We start from the raw sequence: 17,729 nt of genomic DNA, 5'->3' as shown, positions 1-17,729 counted from the left end.
CCTGGTGTGATCTTTGGGGAAGTTCACGGCACCGGCGAAGGCGCGAGGGGCGCGTCCGCGTGGCGCGGACGCTGCGCAGGGCAGCCGCCTGGCGGCGGCCGGGATCGGCTCAGTGCGGGAACAGCGCCAGCAACCCGTCCAGCCCGACGTGGTTGAACGCGACGCTGGCCTGCGCGCGCACCACCGGCTTGGCGCGGAACGCCACCGACAGGCCGGCCACGGCCATCATCTTCAGGTCGTTCGAGCCGTCGCCCATGACGATGGCCTGGTCCGGCGTGGCGCCGATCCGGGCGCAGACTTCCTGCACGGTGCGGGCCTTGACGTCGGCGTTGACGATCTCGCCGACCACGTTGCCGGTCAGCTTGCCGTCGACGATCTCGAGCGTGTTGGCGCGGGTGAAATCCAGCTGCAGGCGCGGCTTGAGCTGGTCGGTAAAGTGCACGAAGCCCCCGGAGACCAGCAGCGTCTTCAGGCCCAGCGCGCGCACCGTCTCCAGCATGCGCTCGGCGCCCGGCGACAGCCGCAGGCGCTCGGCATAGACGCGCTCCAGCACGGCGGCGTCGAGTCCCTTGAGCAGCGCCACGCGGCGGCGCAGGCTTTCGTTGAAATCGGTGATCTCGCCGCGCATGGCGGCTTCGGTGATGGCGGAGACCTCGGCCTTGAGGCCGCAGAAGTCGGCGATCTCGTCGATGCACTCGATCGTGATCAGGGTCGAGTCCATGTCCATCGCCACCAGGCGGAAGTCGGACAGTTTGCGCCCGGCCGGCACCACTGCCCAGTCGATCGCGCGCGGGCCGCAGAAGTCGTCGAGCGCGTCGCGCAGCGCCGGCGTCAGCGGCGCGCAGTCCTCGGCCACGGCCACGGTGTCGCTGCGCGGCACCAGCGCGGAGGCGCGGGCCAGGGTGCGGGCGGTGTCGAGGTCGGCGGGGACAAGCGGGGCGAGGCTCTGCAGGATCAGGGGCATGGCGGGTGGAATCGGGCGCTTGCCGCGGTTGTCGGCAAGGCGGGGGGCTGCAACGCGGCAAAAGCGCTATTGTAGCCCCCCGCGGCGCCCCCGGGCCAAGCGTTCAGCGCTGCGCCATCACCATGTAGTCGACGGTCAGGCTGGACAGCGCGCGCACGCCGTTTATCAGCGCCGGCTCATCCACATAGAACTCCGGCGAGTGGTTCGACGGCGCCTTGGTCACGTCCTGCCCCCTGGGCGTCACGCCAAGGTTGAAGAACAGGCCCGGCACCTTCTCCTGGTAGAACGAAAAATCCTCGGACGCGGTGGCCTTGGGCGTGATCATCCAGTTGCCTTCGCCGGCCACGCGCTGCAGCGTGGGCGCCATCTTCTCGGTCAGCGCCGGCTGGTTGATGGTGGCGTTGTACAGCTCGACCACGCGGAAATTCGCCTCGGCCCCGGCGCTGGACGCGATGGCCTCGGTGGTGCGCTTCATGCGGGCATGGATGTCCTTCTTCATGCCTTCGTCATAGGTGCGGATGGTGCCCATCATCTCGACCTTTTCCGGCACGATGTTCATGCGGTTGCCGCCGTGGAAGGTGCCCACGGTGATCACCGACGGTTCCAGCATGGCGTTGACCTGGCGGCTCTGGATGGTCTGCAGGCCCATCACGATCTGCGACGCCACCACGATCGGGTCGATCCCGCCCCACGGCCGCGCGCCGTGCGTCTGGCGGCCCTTGACGTCGATCCAGAACTGGTCGGCCGCCGCCATCGAGGCGCCGCTGCGCCAGCCCAGCTTGCCCGATTCGATGCCGCTGGTCACATGCAGGCCGAAGATGGCATCGACCTTGGGGTTGTCGAGCACGCCCTCGGCCACCATCTGCTTGGCGCCCCACATGTTCGAGCCGTTGGGCTCGAAGTCGGCCGGGCTTTCCTCGGCCGGCTGGAAGATGAACTTGACGGTGCCGGGCAACTGGTCCTTCATGCCGGCCAGCACTTCGGCGGTGGCCATCAGGATCGCCACATGCGTGTCATGGCCGCAGGCGTGCATCACATCGACTTCCTTGCCCAGGTACTGGCCCTTGGCCTTCGACGCGAACGGCACGTCGACGCGCTCCTTCACCGGCAGCGCGTCCATGTCGGCGCGCAGTGCCACCACCGGTCCGGGCTTGCCGCCCTTGAGCAGGCCGACCACACCGGTCTTGGCCACGCCGGTCTTCACCTCCATGCCGAGCTTGCGCAGGTGGTCCGCCACCAGCTTGGCCGTGCGGGTCTCGTAGTTGCCCAGTTCCGGATGCTGGTGGATATCGCGGCGCCAGGCGATCAGCTGCTTCTCGACGGCCTTGGCGCGGGTTTCGATCTGGGCGTGCAGGGTTTCGGCGCCTTGCGTCTGGGCCTGCACGGTGTTGCAGAGCAGCCCGGTGGCGAGCGCCAGGGTGGCGAGGGCAAAGCGGGTGGTGGAACGGGATGCGGTGCGACGTGGGGCCATGCAGGATCTCCTTCGTTGTTGTTGGTTTGATGCTGGCGGTATGGTTGCCTGCTTGTGAGCGAGGCGCTTGCAGTGCTGCAGGCGCCGGCCCTCACCCCCGCCCCTCTCCCGCAAGCGGGAGAGGGGAGCAAACCAGCGGGATTGGGAAGGCTACGATGCTCTCGAGCGCTGATTGCGTGCTCCCTCTCCCGCTTGCGGGAGAGGGCTGGGGTGAGGGCGGGCGTCTCGACGAAGTGCAAGCGACAAAGCCACGCCGACCTTGTCAGCCCGTCACGCGCAAACTGTCCACCACCTTGTGCAGGAACGCCTCGCACGCAGCCAGCTGCTCCAGCGCAACAAACTCGTCCGGCTTGTGCGCCTGCTGGATATCGCCGGGCCCGCACACCACCGCGGGGATGCCCGCGCGCTGGAACAGCCCGGCCTCGGTGCCGTAGGCCACCTTGTTGGTGTCACGGTCCGCGGTCAGCGCGCGCACCAGCTGCGTGATGGCTTCCTGCTCGGCCACGTCGAGCGACGGCGCGGCGGCGATCTTGCTCAGCGTCAGGTCGGCGTCGGCATGCTCGGCGCGCATTTTCGGCAGCAGCACGTCATGGGCATAGCCGTGGATGCGCTGGTAGATCGCTTCCGGATCGACGCCCGGCAGGTTGCGGAACTCGAACACGAACTCGCACAGCGCCGGAATCGTGTTGAGCGCAATGCCGCCCTGGATGGTGCCGGTCTGCGCGGTGGTGTAGGGCACGTCGAAGGCCTGGTCGTAGGGGCCGTTGGCCTTGAACTCGTCGGCGATGTCGCGGATGAAGCAGATCAGGCGCGCCGCGTATTCGATGGCATTGACGCCGCGCGGGGTCAGCGACGAATGCGCGGCCTGGCCTTTCACGCAGCAGCGGTAGGCGTTGATGCCCTTGTGCGCGACGATCACGCGCATGCTGGTGGGCTCGCCGACGATGCAGCCGCCGGGGGTAACGCCGCGCTCGCGCAGCTCGGCCAGCAGGTAGGGCGCGCCCATGCAGCCGATCTCTTCGTCGAACGACAGCGCGTAGTGCACCGGCTCGCGCAGCCGGGCCTCGAGGATGGCGGGCAGCAGCGACAGGCTGGTGCCGATAAAGCCTTTCATGTCGCAGGTGCCGCGCCCGTACAGCTTGCCGTCGCGCACCACCGGCTTGAACGGGTCGGTGGTCCAGGCCTGGCCGTCCACCGGCACCACGTCGGTATGGCCCGACAGCACGATGCCGCCATTGGTTTCGCCATTGGCGGCGGGCACGGTGACGAACAGGTTGGCCTTGTCCTGCTGCGGGTTGTAGCTCAGATGCGGCTTCAGCCCCTTGGCCAGGAAATGGTCGCGCACCGACTCGATCAGGCCCAGGTTGGAGTTGCGGCTGGTGGTGTCGTAGGCCACCAGCCGCTGGGTCCATTCCAGCGCGCTGCCGCGGGCGGCGGTTTCGGTGACGGGCTGGCGGGAAGATCCGGCTGGGGCGGCTTGGGTCGGCATGGGGCGATATCACTAACTTGTTAAGGAATCGATGCTACACCCGGCCGCGCGCCGCGTCCATGCGCGATCGGCATGGGGGCTACGCCAGTTGCCGCAGCGTATGCTTGATGGTCTGCGCGCGCACCGCCACGTCCGGCATCTTGGCCTCGATGCGCAGCTTGTCCTGCCCGGCCAGCTTGATATGGCGGTTCTTCTGCACCAGGTCGATGATGCGCATCGCATCGATCGGCGGGTTGGGCACGAACTGCACGCTGATGGTGGCTTCGCCGGCGTCGATCTTGCGCACGCCCAGCGGCGCCGCGGCGATGCGCAGCCGGTGGGTCTCGACCAGCGCCTGCGCCTGTGCCGGCAGCCGGCCGAAGCGGTCGACCAGCTCTTCCTGGATGTCGTCGACGCGCTCCGGGGTCTCGCAGTTGGCCAGGCGCTTGTACAGCGACAGGCGCTCGTGCACGTCGGCGCAGTAGTCGTTCGGCAGCAGCGCCGGCGTGCCCAGGTTGATTTCGGTGGTGGCCGCCAGCGGCGCCATCAGGTCCGGCTCCTTGCCCGCCTTCAGCGCCTTGACCGCGGCGTTGAGCATGTCGGTGTACAGCTGGAAGCCGATCTCGTGGATCTCGCCCGACTGCTTGTCGCCCAGCACCTCGCCGGCGCCGCGGATTTCCAGGTCGTGCATGGCCAGGTAGAAGCCCGAGCCCAGTTCCTCCATCTGCTGGATCGCTTCGAGCCGGCGCTGCGCCTGCTTGGTCAGGCCGTCGACGTCATGCACCAGCAGGTAGGCATAGGCCTGGTGGTGCGAGCGCCCGACGCGGCCGCGCAGCTGGTGCAGCTGCGCCAGCCCGAATTTGTCGGCGCGGTGGATCAGGATGGTGTTGGCGGTGGGGACGTCGATGCCGGTCTCGATGATGGTGGTGCACAGCAGGATGTTGTCGCGGCGCGAGACGAAATCGCGCATCACGCGTTCCAGCTCGCGCTCGTGCATCTGGCCATGCGCGACCGCGATGCGCGCTTCCGGCACCAGCTCGGCCAGCCGCGCGCGCTTGTTCTCGATGGTCTCGACCTCGTTGTGCAGGAAGTAGACCTGCCCGCCGCGCTTGAGCTCGCGCAGGATGGCTTCGCGGATCACGCCGTCTTCCTCGCGCCGCACGAAGGTCTTGATCGCCAGCCGCTTCTGCGGCGCGGTCGCGATCACCGAGAAATCGCGCAGGCCTTCCAGCGCCATGCCCAGCGTGCGCGGGATCGGCGTGGCGGTCAGCGTGAGCACGTCGACCTCGGCGCGCAGCGTCTTCAGCGCCTCCTTCTGGCGCACGCCGAAGCGGTGCTCCTCGTCGATGATGACCAGGCCCAGGCGCTGGAATTTCACCTGGTCGGACAGGATCTTGTGGGTGCCGATGACGATATCGACGCTGCCCTCGTTGATCTGCTTGATGGCGGCGTCGATCTCTTTCTTGGTCTTGAAGCGCGACAGTTCGACGATGCGCACCGGCCATTCGGCGAAGCGGTCGGACAGCGTCTGGAAATGCTGCTCGGCGAGCAGCGTGGTCGGCGCCAGCATCGCCACCTGCTTGCCGCCCAGCACCGCGACAAAGGCCGCGCGCAGCGCCACCTCGGTCTTGCCGAAGCCGACGTCGCCGCACACCAGCCGGTCCATCGGCTTGCCCGAAGTCATGTCGGCGATCACCGCGGCGATCGCGGCGGCCTGGTCGGGGGTTTCCTCGAAGCCGAAGCTTTCGGCGAAGGTCTCGTAGTCCTTGGGCGAGAGCGGGAAGGCGAAGCCTTCGCGCGCGGCGCGGCGCGCGTACAGGTTGAGCAGTTCGGCGGCGGTGTCGCGGATCTGCTGCGCCGCCTTGCGCTTGGCCTTGTCCCACTGGCCGGAGCCCAGGTGGTGCAGCGGCGCGGTATCGGGATCGGCGCCGGAATAGCGCGAGATCACGTGCAACTGGTGCACCGGCACGTAGAGCTTGCTGCCCTTGTCGTAGTCAAGGTGCAGGAATTCCTCGTCGCCCTGGCCCATGTCGAGCGTCACCAGGCCCTGGTAGCGGCCGATGCCGTGCTCGCTGTGCACCACCGGGTCGCCGATCTTCAGTTCGGCCAGGTCGCGCACCATCGAGTCGACGGCGGAAGCCTGTTCCTGCTTGCGGCGGCCGGTGCGGCGCGCGGTGCCGGCGTACAGCTCGGCTTCGGTGACGAAGGCCAGTTGCGCCTGCGGCAGCGCAAAGCCGCTCTGCAGCGGCGCCACCGCGATCGAGAAATGCGCGTCGCCGGCGAGGAATGCGGCAAAGTCTTCGACCGGCTGGGGCCGCAGGCCGCTTTCGGCAAAGAGCTGCAGCAGCGTCTCGCGCCGGCCGGCGGAGTCGGCGCACATCAGCACGCGGGTCTGCTTGTCGAGCAGCAGCGCTTCCAGGTTGACCAGCGGGTCTTCGGCGCGGCGGTTGACCGCGACGTCGGGCAGGATCGCCGAGAACGCCGGCTGGTCCGCGCCGGCTTCCACCTGCAGCACCAGCCGCGCCATCGGCTTGGCGGCAACGAAGAACTGCTCCTCGGACAGGAACAGGTCCGCCGGCGGCAGCAGCGGGCGCTCGCGGTCGTGGCGCATGAAGTTGTAGCGCTGCGTGGTGTCGGCCCAGAAGCGGCGGATGGCCTCGTCGACATTGCCGGCGAATACCAGCTGGGTGTCGGCGGGCAGGTAGTCGAACACGGTGGCGCTGTGCTCGAAGAACAGCGGCAGGTAATACTCGATGCCGGCCGACGGCACGCCGTTGCCGATGTCCTTGTAGATCGGCGACTTGCTCGGGTCGCCTTCGAAGACCTCGCGCCAGCGGCCGCGGAAGGCGGTGCGCGCGGCTTCGTCGAGCGGGAACTCGCGCCCGGGCAGCAGCCGGACTTCCTTGACCGGATACAGGCTGCGCTGCGTGTCCGGATCGAAGGCGCGGATGGTCTCGATCTCGTCGCCGAACAAATCGATCCGGTACGGCAGCGCCGAGCCCATCGGGTAGAGATCGATCAGGCCGCCGCGCACGCTGTATTCGCCGGGCCGCATCACCGCGCTGACATGCTCGTAGCCGGCCAGCGTGAACTGCGCCTTGAGCGCGGCCTCGTCGAGCCGCTCGCCCTGCTTGAAGAAGAAGGTGTAGGCCGCCAGGAAGGCCGGCGGCGCGAGCCGGTACAGCGCGGTGGTGGCGGGCACCAGCATCACGTCGCACTGGCCGGTCTGGATGTCGTGCAGCGTCGCCAGGCGCTCGGACACCAGGTCCTGGTGCGGCGAAAAGCTGTCGTAGGGCAGGGTTTCCCAGTCGGGCAGCAGGCGCACGCGCAGCTCCGGCGCAAACCACGGGATTTCCTCGGCCAGGCGCTGCGCATCGACCGCGTGCGAGCACACCACCGCCAGCATCGGCGCGCGCTCGCGGTGCTGGCGCGCATACGCGGCCACCGCCAGCGCATCGGCCGAGCCGCGCAGGCCGGCCACGCTGTGGCGCAGCCCCGGCTTGACCAGCGGCAGGTTGACAAAGGGAAAGGCGGGCTTGGCGTCAGGCATGTCGGCAGGGGGCGTTCAAAACGACGACGCCCCGCCGGCATTGCGGGCGGGGGTCGGAACAGGGAACTTCAGATGCCGGTGGCGCCAGCCGGATACGGGGATGCGGCATGGCGACGGGCAAGGGCCGTATTATAGAATGCGCACCGGTTGTGCCGCTGGCCAGGCTGGCCGGCGCCGGCCGCGCTTCTTCCACTCCACGCCGATCCTGTGTCCGCTCGCCGCTTTGCCCTGATTCCCTGTGCCGGTACCGGCAGCCGCGCCGGCGGTGCCGTGCCCAAGCAATACCAGACCGTGGCCGGCCGGCCGATGATCTGGTACGCGCTGGCGGCGTTCTCGGCGTGCGACGCCATCAACGCCACCGCGCTGGTGCTGGCGCCCGACGACATGCCGCTGGAATCGCGCTTCGGCGCGGCCGCGTTTGCCGGGCTGCGCTTCGATACCGCCTTTGTCGGCGGCGACAGCCGCCATGCCTCGGTGCTGGCGGGCCTGCACCACCTGGCGCAGCTGGGCGCGAGCGACGCCGACTGGGTGCTGGTGCACGATGCCGCGCGCCCGGGGCTGACCCCGGCGATGATCCACGCGCTGGTGCGCGCGGTGGAAAGCGACGGCGACGACGATCCGGACGCCGCCATCGGCGGCATCCTGGCGGTGCCGGTGCCCGATACGCTCAAGCGCGCCCAGGACGATGCCCGCATTGGCGCCACGGTGCCGCGCGAAGGGCTGTGGCAGGCGCAGACGCCGCAGATGTTCCGCCTGGGCGTGCTGCGCCAGGCGCTGCAGGACGCCATGGCGGCCGGCGCGGTGGTGACCGACGAGGCCAGCGCGATCGAGCGCCTGGGCCTGCATCCGCGCCTGGTCAACGGCTCGCTGCGCAATTTCAAGGTGACCTACCCGGAGGACTTCGCGCTGGCCGAAGTGCTGCTGGGCAACCACGCCAAAGGAGCATGACCGCATGATGCCTTTCGATATCCGGGTGGGACAGGGCTATGACGTCCACGCGCTGGTGCCCGGCCGCAAGCTGATCCTCGGCGGCGTCGAGATCCCGCATGACCGTGGCCTGCTGGGCCATTCCGATGCCGATGCGCTGCTGCATGCGGTCACCGACGCGCTTTTCGGCGCCGCCGCGCTGGGCGATATCGGGCGCCATTTCCCCGACACCGACGCGCAGTTCGCCGGCGCCGACAGCCGCGCGCTGCTGCGCGAGGCGGCGCGCCGCGTGCGCGAGGCCGGCTATGAAATCGGCAATGTCGACGCCACCGTGATCGCGCAGGCGCCCAAGCTGGCGCCGCATATCGGCGCCATGGTGGCCAACCTGGCCGAAGACCTGGCGATTGCGCGCGGGCGCTGCAACGTCAAGGCCAAGACCAACGAAAAGCTGGGCTTCGAAGGGCGCCAGGAAGGCATCGTGGCGCAGGCCGCGGTGTTGCTCTGGCGTGCCTCGGTGGCGGACGCGCAGGACTGAACTCAGGGGCGCGGCGCGTCGGGCGCCGTGTCTTCGGGCGGGATGGCGTAGGTGTAGTCGATCAGCCGCGCCATCGCGCCGCTGCGCGCGCCGGCCTCGGTGCGCTTGGTGAATCCCATCTGCTGGCACAGCCGGTTGGCCGATGCCATTTCGGGCATGGTGCGCACCACCAGCGTCGATGCGCCGATGTCGCGCGCGCGCTGGATGCAGATCTGCATCAGCGTGCGGCCCAGCCCCAGGCCGCGCGCCTGCGGGCTGACCGACAGCAGCCGTGCTTCGGGCTGGGTCAGGGTGATGGTGCTGCCGTCCAGTGCCGGCAGTGTCGCGCCCGGGTGGCAGAACAGCACCGCGCCCATGATGCCGTGATCGGTCTCCGCCACCCACCATTCCATGTCGGGGTGGCTGGTCGCCAGCACGGCCTGCATGCCGCGCTGGAACGAGGCGCGGCAATCTTCCATGATGGCCAGCTCGTATTGCCCGTAGGCCTGTTGCGTGACGGCGGCGATATCGCCCCAGTCGTGCACCGCCGCCAGGCGGTAATGGAAGCGGGGGGAAGTCGGCGAAGGCAGGGTCATGGCAGGCTGAAAGTGCGGTTCCTGCCTGGATTGTAGGCGGATCGCCGCGCCCGCGCAGGATGCGGCCATGACGGTTGCAGGATGGGAACAGCCGGCAAGTTCCGATGGGAAGCTGCCGGCTGTTGTGCTACGGCGCCCGTTGCCGGGCCGCCAGGGGAGGGCGCGGGGGCGCGCAGATGCCTTACTGGGCCGCGATCACGTTGGCGGCGGCCACGATCACCGCGGCAATGCGGCCGACGTCGCGCAGCTGCTGCGCGGTCATGCCCTGTTCATTCTTCAGCAGCTGGTAATGCGACTTCACGCAGAAGTGGCACTTGCCCACGATCGATGCGGCCAGCGCGTACATTTCGAAGCGGCGCTTGTCCACGCCGCCATGGGTGGCATAGGCGTTCATGCGCAGCCCGGCCGGCTGGCTGGCCAGGTCCGGATCGTCGGCCATTTCGACATACGGGTACCAGGTGTTGTTCATGCCCATCAGCGCGGCCGCGGTCAGCGCGCCGTTGGTTTCCTCGGGCGACAGCACGCCGGCATTGCGGATGGCGTCCACCAGCACCTTGCTCTGCGCCGCGAATGCCGCCGCCAGCGCCACGCCCACCGCATCGTTGCCTTCCAGCGAAGAGCGCGCGATGGTGCCGTCCACGTTCAGGCGGATGTCCTTGGCGTAATCGGGAATGAGGTTCTTAATCGTGCTGAGGAATTCCATTTATTTCTCCTATCGATCGGGGCTCAAAAAACCCGCGCAAGCGGGTTTTGCTGCGGAGGGCGGGGCCCTCCGCGGATCGCCACGGCGTCTGGCGACTGACAGCAAATTACAGCGTGGCGCCACCAACGGCACGGTTGCACGGGCACAGCTCGTCGGTCTGCAGGCCGTCCAGGATACGCAGGACTTCGTCCGGGTTGCGGCCGACGTTCAGGTTGTTCACCGAAACGTGCTGGATGGTGTTTTCCGGGTCGACGATGAAGGTCGCGCGCAGGGCAACGCCGGCAGCGTGGTCACGCACGCCCAGCTGGTCGATCAGCGAACCGGTCACGTCGGCGAATTGCCACTGGTTCAGCTTGTTCAGGTCCTTGTGTTCGCGGCGCCATGCCAGCTTGACGAACTCGTTGTCGGTCGAGCCGCCCAGCACGATCGCGTCGCGGTCGGCGAAGTCGCCGTTCAGCTTGGCGAAGGCCACGATTTCGGTCGGGCACACGAAGGTGAAGTCCTTCGGGTAGAAGTAGATGATCTTCCACTTGCCTTCGAACGACTTCTCAGTGATGTCTTCGAAAGCCGACTGGCCGTTCTCTTCGTGATTGTTGAAACCCGGCTTGACACCGACGACGTGGAAGGCTTCGAGCTTGTCACCAACGGTCTTCATAGACTTCTCCTGATACGGTTGCAATGAGAGCGGTGCCGCTGCCGCGTGCCCCGGCGTGGGACCGGTGAAACGGCTGCTGCGGCGGCGTACCGCGACAAAACGTGATTATGCGTCATCATCCAGGCCCGGGCTAATTGATATTCTCAAACAGCCCGATAGGGAAAGCATGGCAAGGCATATGGCGCATGGTTGTGCCCCCGCGCGCCGCCGATGCGATGGGCCAGTATGCCACGCGCGATGACACCACACCTGGCAACTTGGTGACGATGGCGCCGAAATCAAGCCGCCTGCATCGCCACCCCGGTGCGGCGCGCGCGGAAGATCACCAGCGTGGCGACCAGCCCGCACAGCGCCGCGAACATCAGCCACAGTCCGGGCGCCGCCTTGTTGCCGGTGGCGTGGATCAGGTAAGTGGAGATCGCCGGCGTGAAGCCGCCGAACAGCGCGGTGGCGAGGCTGTAGGCCAGCGAGAAGCCGGTGGTGCGCACCGCCGGCGGCATGATCTCGGTCAGCGCCACCACCATCGCGCCGTTATAGCTGCCGTACAGGAACGACAGCCACAGTTCCACCATCAGCAGCCGCGCGAACGACGGTTCGGCCACCAGCCACGATACCGCTGGGTATGCCGTCAGCAGCGTCGCCACCGTGAAGCCCAGCAGCAGCGGCTTGCGCCCGACGCGGTCCGACAGCGCGCCCATCAGCGGCAGCCAGATGAAATTGGACAGGCCCACGCACATGGTGACGATGAGGTTGTCGGTGTCGTCGAGCTTGAGCACGGTCTTGCCGAAGGTCGGCGTGTATGCGGTGATCATGTAGAACGACACCGTGGTCATCACCACCATCATGCAGCCGGCCAGGATGATGCGCCAGTTCTCCAGCATCGAGCGGTAGATCTCGCCGATGGCGGGGCGGTGCTTGCGGCTTTTGAAGGCCTCGGTCTCTTCGAGCGAACGGCGGATCAGGAACAGGAACGGCACGATCAGGCAACCGACCAGGAACGGAATGCGCCAGCCCCATTGGTCCATCTGCGCCGGCGCCAGCGTGGCGTGCAGGATCACGCCGAGCAGGCCGGCGAAGATCACCGCGACCTGCTGGCTGCCGGATTGCCACGCGACATAGAAGCCCTTGCGTCCCGGCTTGGCGATCTCGGACAGGTAGACCGAGACTCCGCCTAGTTCCACGCCGGCGGAGAAGCCCTGCAGCAGGCGGCCGGCCAGCACCAGCAGCGGCGCGGCCACGCCGATGGTGGCATAGCCCGGCACGCAGGCGATCAGCAGCGTGCCCATCGCCATCAGCACCAGCGTCAGGATCAGGCCCTTGCGGCGGCCGTGATGGTCGATATACGCGCCCAGCACGATCGCGCCCAGCGGCCGCATCAGGAAGCCCGCGCCGAAGGTGGCAAGCGAAAGCATCAGCGAGGCGAACTCGTTGCCGCTCGGGAAGAACGTCCTGGCGATGGCGGCGGCGTAGAAGCCGTACACCATGAAGTCGTACATTTCCAGGAAGTTGCCGCTGACGACGCGGAACACGGTGCGGAACCCGTGCTGCGCGCCGGCGGGCGCTGCGGTGGTCTCTGACATGGCTGTCTCTCGGGCACCGCCGGTGGATCCGGCGGCATGATTGTCGGGAGGTATCAGCCAGGCGCGCGGGACCGCGCTACGTGGGAAGGGGCTTGCCGCGGGCCTGCTGACGGCCGCCAGTGTGCGCCGCGCCCCTGTCATTGCCCTGTCAAAAGCCTTTCAGAAGGCTATCAGCGGCTGTCGAAAACCTGTCAATGCGCCGCGGCGTGCGCTGCCGCTGTGCGGCTCAGGCGCGCCGGAAGCAGGCGCTGACCACCAGCCCGGTGGCCGGCGCGGCGCGGTTGGCGAGCAGCAGCCGGCCGCCGTTGCGCTGCATGATGCGGTTGACGATGGACATGCCCAGCCCGGCGCCCTTGGCTTCGCTGCGCGCCGCATCGAGCCGGTAGAAGGGCCGCGTCAGCAGCGACAACTGGCCGTCGGGCACGCCGTTGCCGTGGTCGGCCACGGTCAGCACCGCTTCCTTGTCATCGACGCGCGTGGAGATCTCCACCACCGCCATGCCGGTCTGCTCGTCCTTGGCGTAGCGGCGCGCGTTCTCGACCAGGTTGTCGAGGATGCGCTGCACTTCCATGCGGTTGGCCACCGCCATCACCGGCTCGTTGGCGCGCACGTGCACGCGCACGTCGTCGTGCGCGGCATAGACCCCGACCGCATCGTGCACCAGCGCCGACAGGTCAACCGGCTCGACGGTTTCAAGCGGCGGCCGCGCGTAGTTGAGGAACTGGCCGATGATGGCGTCCATCTGTTCGATGTCGGCGATCATGGCGTCGCGCGTGGTGCCGTCCATCGGCGACATCTCGGTCTCCAGCCGCAGCCGCGTCAGCGGCGTGCGCAGGTCATGCGAGATGCCGGCCAGCATCACCACGCGGTCGTCGTCGAGCTGGCGCAGGTCGCGCACCATCTGGTTGAAGCTGTGGTTGGCCAGCGCCACTTCGCTGGCGCCGTGCTCGGGCAGCGGCGGCGGGTCGCCGCCGGCGCCGATGGCGCGCGCGGCGTTGGCCAGGCGCTTGAGCGGATAGTTGACACGCGCGGTGATAAAGGCCGCGCCGATGATCGACAGCAGCAGCGCGGCGATACTCCACCACAGCCACTGGATCCCGGGCACGCGCTCGAAGCGTTCCGGGCTGATCGCCACCCAGTAGTCGTCGCCCTCGATCTCGAAGCTGACCCACACGCCCGGGATGTCGTTGACGGTGGTGGCCAGCACGGTGTCCTCGCCCAGGCGGCTGCGGATCTCCTGCTGCACCAGCGAGGTCAGGAACGGGTTGGCGGTGGGCGCGGCGAAGTCGTCGTCCTTCTCGCGCGGATAGACCTTGATGCCTTCGTTCTGCACCAGGTCGAGCAGCAGGAAGCGGCGCCGCGCGGGATCGGAATAGAGCAGCGCGGCGCGCGTGAGCTTGACCACGCTGACCACCTGCATCGCGATCTGCTGCGCGCGCGGGGCGCGTTCGAACAGCCGGTAGCTCTGGAACCAGATGCCCAGCGAGATGGCCAGCAGCAGGGCGATCAGCATGAAGGTCCGCCAGAACAGCGAACCAAAGAACCGCGTTGCGGTACGGCCGATTACGGTCGCCACGATAGGAACAGCGGCCGTAATCGGTTATTTCACGCCATCGGGAATGAAGACGTAGCCCAGGCCCCACACCGTCTGGATGAAACGGGGGTTGCTGGGGTCCGGCTCGATCAGCTTGCGCAGGCGCGAGATCTGCACGTCGAGGCTGCGGTCGAACACTTCATATTCACGGCCGCGCGCCATTTCCATCAGCTTTTCGCGCGACAGCGGCTGGCGCGGATGGCGCGCGAACACCTTCAGCACCGAGAACTCGCCGGTGGTCAGCGTGATTTCTTCGTCGTTCTTGGTCAGCGTGCGCGTGGCCAGGTTCAGCACGAAGTCGCCGAAGGCGAAGGTCTCGGGCGTTTCCGACGGGGCGCCGGGCACTTCGGCCGGGCCCTTGCGGCGCAGCACCGCGTGGATGCGCGCGATCAGCTCGCGCGGGTTGAACGGCTTGGGCAGGTAGTCGTCGGCGCCCATCTCCAGGCCGACGATGCGGTCGACGTCCTCGCCCTTGGCGGTGAGCATGATGATCGGGGTCTGGTCGTTGGCGCCGCGCAGCCGGCGGCAGATCGACAGGCCGTCTTCGCCCGGCATCATCAGGTCCAGCACCAGCAGGTCGAAACGCTCGCGCAGCCAGAGCTTGTTCATCGCGGTGGCGTTCTCCGCCACCAGCACGGTAAAACCCTGTTCGCCCAGATAGCGGCGCAGCAGATCGCGCAGACGCGGGTCATCGTCGACGACAAGAATCTTGTGGCTGGTATTTTCCATGGCGGTATCTTAGCGACTATCGCTTTCGCTCAAAATGGCTTAACAAAACGTTACATACTTTACCCCGTGGTATGGCAGTGTGCATCAATCGTGCGATTACACTGCGCAATCCGTCCTTTTCGGCGCCGTGCGCGGTAGTTTTCCGCGCATTTTCGCCGGACGGTCCACGGCTTCCGCCAGCCCGTCCAGCGCTCGCTGGCGCAATGCTTGCAGAGGGCGCGGCGCCAGACGGGGTACCGGAATTCCCGGCTTCAGGGCAGTCCGACCACTGCCTTTTCGCGAAGCCAAGACCGCCATTATCAATGAAAGTGAACCGAACCCGGCACGGGCATCCGCAGCATGGTAGCGCCGGCGCATGCCTTGCACTGGCGCTGGCCGTGCTGGCGCTGTGCATGCCGGCCGGGACGGCGCTGGCGCAATCGGCGGGAATGGCAAACCTGCTCAAGCGCTACCCGTCGGCGCAGGCGAGCGATCCGGGCAACAGCCAGCGCGAAGCGCGCGCCCGTGCCGAGCGCCACCGCGCCGAACAGCGCGAGGCAGAGCGCCGGCGCGGCGAGGAACGCGGCGGCTCGCGGCTGTCGCCGGACGAGCGCCGCCGGCTGCGCAAGAACCTCTACGACTTCGGGCGCGATATCTACCAGGGCGGCTAGGCGCGCGGCTGGAAGTGGCGCAGGAAATCCACGAAGACCTCGGCGGCCAGCTGCGCATCCTCGGCGGTGATGGTTTCCAGCGGGTTGTGGCTGATGCCGCCGTTGCCGCAGCGCACGAACAGCATCGCCACGTCGGTGACCCGCTGCATCATCATGGCGTCATGGCCGGCCCCGGACGGCAGCTCGAATGCCTGCAGGCCGCGCTTCTTCAGCACCGCCCCGAACTGGTCCATCAGCCAGCGCGCGCACGGCGCGTTGTTGACCGGCGGCACCCGCTCCACCTGCGCGGTCAGGCCGCGGCGCGCGGCGATCTGCGCGATGCCGGCGACGATGTCGGCGATCGCGGCCTCGCGGATGGCGTCCTCGCCGGCGCGAATGTCCATCGAGAAGGTGCAGGCCGCGGGGATGACATTGCTCGATCCGTTCGGCACCTGCAGCTGGCCCACCGTGCCGACCAGCGTCGGCGCTGCCGCGCAGCGCTGCTCCACCAGCAGGATCATCTCGGCCGCGCCCGCGGCGGCGTCGCGGCGCATGCCCATCGGCGTGGTGCCGGCGTGGCTGGCCAGGCCCTCCACCCGCACCGAGAAACGGCTGCTGCCGGCAATCTGCGTGACCACGCCCAGCGGCAGGCCATGGTGCAGCAGCACCGGGCCCTGTTCGATATGCACTTCGACAAAGCCCAGCAGCGACGCCGGGTCGAGCGCCGCGTCGCGCAGCGCCTGCAGCTCGCCGGCGCCGGGCAGGCCGGATGCGGCCAGCGCCTCGCGCAACGTGATGCCGTCGGCGTCCTGGCGTTCGAGCAACGCGGCGTCGAAGCGGCCGGCCAGCACGCTGCTGGCCAGGAAGCTGGTCTTGAAGCGCAGTCCTTCCTCTTCGGCGAAGGCCACCACGTCGACGTGATAGGGCAGGCGGATGCCGGCCTGATTGAGCGCGCCGATCACGGCGATCGGCAGCAGGATGCCGAGCCGGCCGTCGTAGCGCCCGCCGTTGCGCACGGTGTCGAAGTGCGAGCCGGTCAGCAGCACGCGCGCGTCGCCGGCCGCGGGATCGGCGGCATAGCGGCCGATCACATTGCCGATGGCATCGGTGCGCACCTGCATGCCGGCTGCTTCCATCCACTGCGCCAGCAGGGCCTGCGCGGCGCGGTGGGCGGGCGTCAGGTAGGCGCAGGTCAGGCCGCCCTCCATGTCGGAGAAGCGGGCGAGTTCGTCGGCATGGGCGAGGATGGTGTCGCCGAGGGTGGCGGAGGTCTGCATCATGGCGGTACGGCTTGGGGCAGGTGGGCGGAAAGGGCGGAGCGGTCGGCGCGCTAGCTGTTGCGCACCCAGGTCTTCCAGGCGATCCACAGCTTGCGCAGCGGCGTCAGCGCGATGCGCTGGTTCAGCACCTGGAACTGGCTGGCTTCCAGTTCATCCAGCAGCGCATGGTAGATCGCGCCCATCAGCAGGCCGGCGCGCTGGGCGCGGCGGTCCTGCCGGGGCAGCAGCGCCAGCGCCTCATGGTACAGCGCGCGGGCGCGGCCGGCGTGGTACTGCATCAGGGCGACAAAGCGCTCGGAATGCTCGCCCTTGAGGATCTCGGAGGCCGGCACCTGGAACTGCTGCAGCGTATTGACCGGCAGGTAGATGCGCCCGCGCCGGGCGTCCTCGCCGACATCGCGCAGGATATTGACCAGTTGCAGCGACTGGCCCAGCTTTTCGGCGAACACCAGCGTCTGCGGATCGGTGTAGCCGAACAGGCGCGCGCTGAGCGTGCCCACCACGCCGGCCACGCAGTGGCAGTAGCGGGCCAGTCCGGCCTCGTCCAGGTAGCGGGTCTGGGTCAGGTCCATCTCCATGCCCTCCAGCACCTCGGCCATCTCGGCCTGGCTCAGGCCGGCGCCGGCGACATGCGGCTGCAGGGCCTGGGTGGTGGGATGGGTCGGGGCGCCGTCGAACAGGCGGCGCAGCTCGGCGCGCCACCAGTCCAGCTGCTGATGCGCCAGGCCGGCGTCATGGGTGTCGTCGACCACGTCGTCGACCTCGCGGCACCAGGCGTACAGCGCGGTGATGGCGCGGCGGCGCTCGGCCGGCAGGAACAGGAAGCTGTAGTAGAAGCTCGAGCCGCTCTGGGCGACTTTCTCTTGGCAATACTGATCGGGCGTCACGCCGGTCTCGGGTCGGAAAAATGGGGAAACCGCGGGGGAAGCGGGGCTGCCAGGCCGATGGGTGCCAGCCGCGTCGCGGTGCCAGCGGCGCGCCGGATTGTAGCATCGAGGGCGGGCTGCTCCGGGCCCGTCCGGCGCAGTTCGCCGCCGCATGCGCGCCGCTGAAGCTTCCTTCCAGGCGT

Annotated in this window: 15 protein-coding genes; 3 read left to right on the top strand and 12 right to left on the bottom strand. The window is 68.2% G+C overall.

All coding sequences use genetic code 11. From position 1 onward, the window contains the following. Window positions 1-109: 109 nt before the first annotated feature. The 4 genes from serB to mfd all read right to left on the bottom strand — a co-directional run bounded on the left by serB (window position 110) and on the right by mfd (window position 7,453). Entirely contained in the window at window positions 110-964 is an 855-nt protein-coding gene (serB, locus tag LIN44_RS11235) for a phosphoserine phosphatase SerB (protein WP_227312151.1), read from the bottom strand. 103 nt (window positions 965-1,067) lie between these two features. Beyond that, window positions 1,068-2,435: an amidohydrolase gene (locus LIN44_RS11230; protein WP_227312150.1), complete on the bottom strand. Its 1,368-nt coding sequence runs from the start codon at window positions 2,433-2,435 to the stop codon at window positions 1,068-1,070. Window positions 2,436-2,697: 262 nt separating this feature from the next. After that, a complete protein-coding gene (gene argE / locus LIN44_RS11225) occupies window positions 2,698-3,924 on the bottom strand; it encodes an acetylornithine deacetylase (protein WP_227312149.1) in 1,227 nt (408 codons plus the stop codon). A 79-nt stretch (window positions 3,925-4,003) separates the two neighbouring features. Continuing rightward, complete coding sequence (mfd, locus tag LIN44_RS11220; protein ID WP_227312148.1) at window positions 4,004-7,453, bottom strand: transcription-repair coupling factor; 3,450 nt, start codon at window positions 7,451-7,453, stop codon at window positions 4,004-4,006. Between the two features lie 207 nt (window positions 7,454-7,660). Between mfd and ispD the strand changes: the two genes are divergently transcribed. Further along, the gene (gene ispD, locus LIN44_RS11215) at window positions 7,661-8,401 is read left to right on the top strand and encodes a 2-C-methyl-D-erythritol 4-phosphate cytidylyltransferase (protein ID WP_227312147.1); all 741 of its coding nucleotides are present in this window, start codon (window positions 7,661-7,663) and stop codon (window positions 8,399-8,401) included. A 4-nt stretch (window positions 8,402-8,405) separates the two neighbouring features. Beyond that, window positions 8,406-8,915 (top strand): 2-C-methyl-D-erythritol 2,4-cyclodiphosphate synthase, encoded by a 510-nt coding sequence (gene ispF, locus LIN44_RS11210; protein ID WP_012352652.1) that lies wholly within the window; start codon window positions 8,406-8,408, stop codon window positions 8,913-8,915. A gap of 2 nt (window positions 8,916-8,917) precedes the next feature. Here ispF and LIN44_RS11205 read toward each other — a convergent pair whose 3' ends face one another. The 6 genes from LIN44_RS11205 to ompR form a co-directional block, all read right to left on the bottom strand. After that, window positions 8,918-9,490 carry a GNAT family N-acetyltransferase gene (locus tag LIN44_RS11205; RefSeq protein WP_062799008.1) on the bottom strand — a complete coding sequence of 191 codons (573 nt, stop codon included), beginning with the start codon at window positions 9,488-9,490 and terminating at the stop codon, window positions 8,918-8,920. A gap of 181 nt (window positions 9,491-9,671) precedes the next feature. Beyond that, window positions 9,672-10,193: a carboxymuconolactone decarboxylase family protein gene (locus LIN44_RS11200; protein ID WP_010810111.1), complete on the bottom strand. Its 522-nt coding sequence runs from the start codon at window positions 10,191-10,193 to the stop codon at window positions 9,672-9,674. Between the two features lie 106 nt (window positions 10,194-10,299). Beyond that, on the bottom strand, window positions 10,300-10,848 hold the full coding sequence (locus tag LIN44_RS11195; protein ID WP_092317241.1) for a peroxiredoxin: 549 nt from the start codon (window positions 10,846-10,848) through the stop codon (window positions 10,300-10,302). Between the two features lie 278 nt (window positions 10,849-11,126). Next, complete coding sequence (locus LIN44_RS11190; RefSeq protein WP_227312146.1) at window positions 11,127-12,428, bottom strand: MFS transporter; 1,302 nt, start codon at window positions 12,426-12,428, stop codon at window positions 11,127-11,129. 226 nt (window positions 12,429-12,654) lie between these two features. After that, window positions 12,655-14,004, bottom strand: a complete 1,350-nt coding sequence (locus tag LIN44_RS11185; protein ID WP_018004459.1) for an ATP-binding protein — start codon at window positions 14,002-14,004, stop codon at window positions 12,655-12,657. 24 nt (window positions 14,005-14,028) lie between these two features. Further along, window positions 14,029-14,751 (bottom strand): two-component system response regulator OmpR, encoded by a 723-nt coding sequence (ompR, locus tag LIN44_RS11180; RefSeq protein WP_010810107.1) that lies wholly within the window; start codon window positions 14,749-14,751, stop codon window positions 14,029-14,031. A gap of 302 nt (window positions 14,752-15,053) precedes the next feature. Between ompR and LIN44_RS11175 the strand changes: the two genes are divergently transcribed. After that, a complete protein-coding gene (locus LIN44_RS11175) occupies window positions 15,054-15,401 on the top strand; it encodes a hypothetical protein (protein ID WP_227312145.1) in 348 nt (115 codons plus the stop codon). On the opposite strand, the gene LIN44_RS11170 is transcribed toward LIN44_RS11175, so the two are convergent. Together LIN44_RS11170 and hpnD are read right to left on the bottom strand one after the other, a co-directional pair. Next, on the bottom strand, window positions 15,398-16,660 hold the full coding sequence (locus tag LIN44_RS11170; RefSeq protein ID WP_227312144.1) for a Zn-dependent hydrolase: 1,263 nt from the start codon (window positions 16,658-16,660) through the stop codon (window positions 15,398-15,400). The genes LIN44_RS11175 and LIN44_RS11170 overlap by 4 nt on opposite strands. A gap of 50 nt (window positions 16,661-16,710) precedes the next feature. Next, a complete protein-coding gene (hpnD, locus tag LIN44_RS11165) occupies window positions 16,711-17,547 on the bottom strand; it encodes a presqualene diphosphate synthase HpnD (RefSeq protein WP_227312143.1) in 837 nt (278 codons plus the stop codon). Window positions 17,548-17,729 lie beyond the last annotated feature (182 nt).

The organism is Cupriavidus sp. MP-37, assembly GCF_020618415.1.
GTDB lineage: Bacteria > Pseudomonadota > Gammaproteobacteria > Burkholderiales > Burkholderiaceae > Cupriavidus.
Note: the sequence above shows the minus strand (reverse complement) of the source record. Positions and strands in the feature narration are given on the sequence as shown.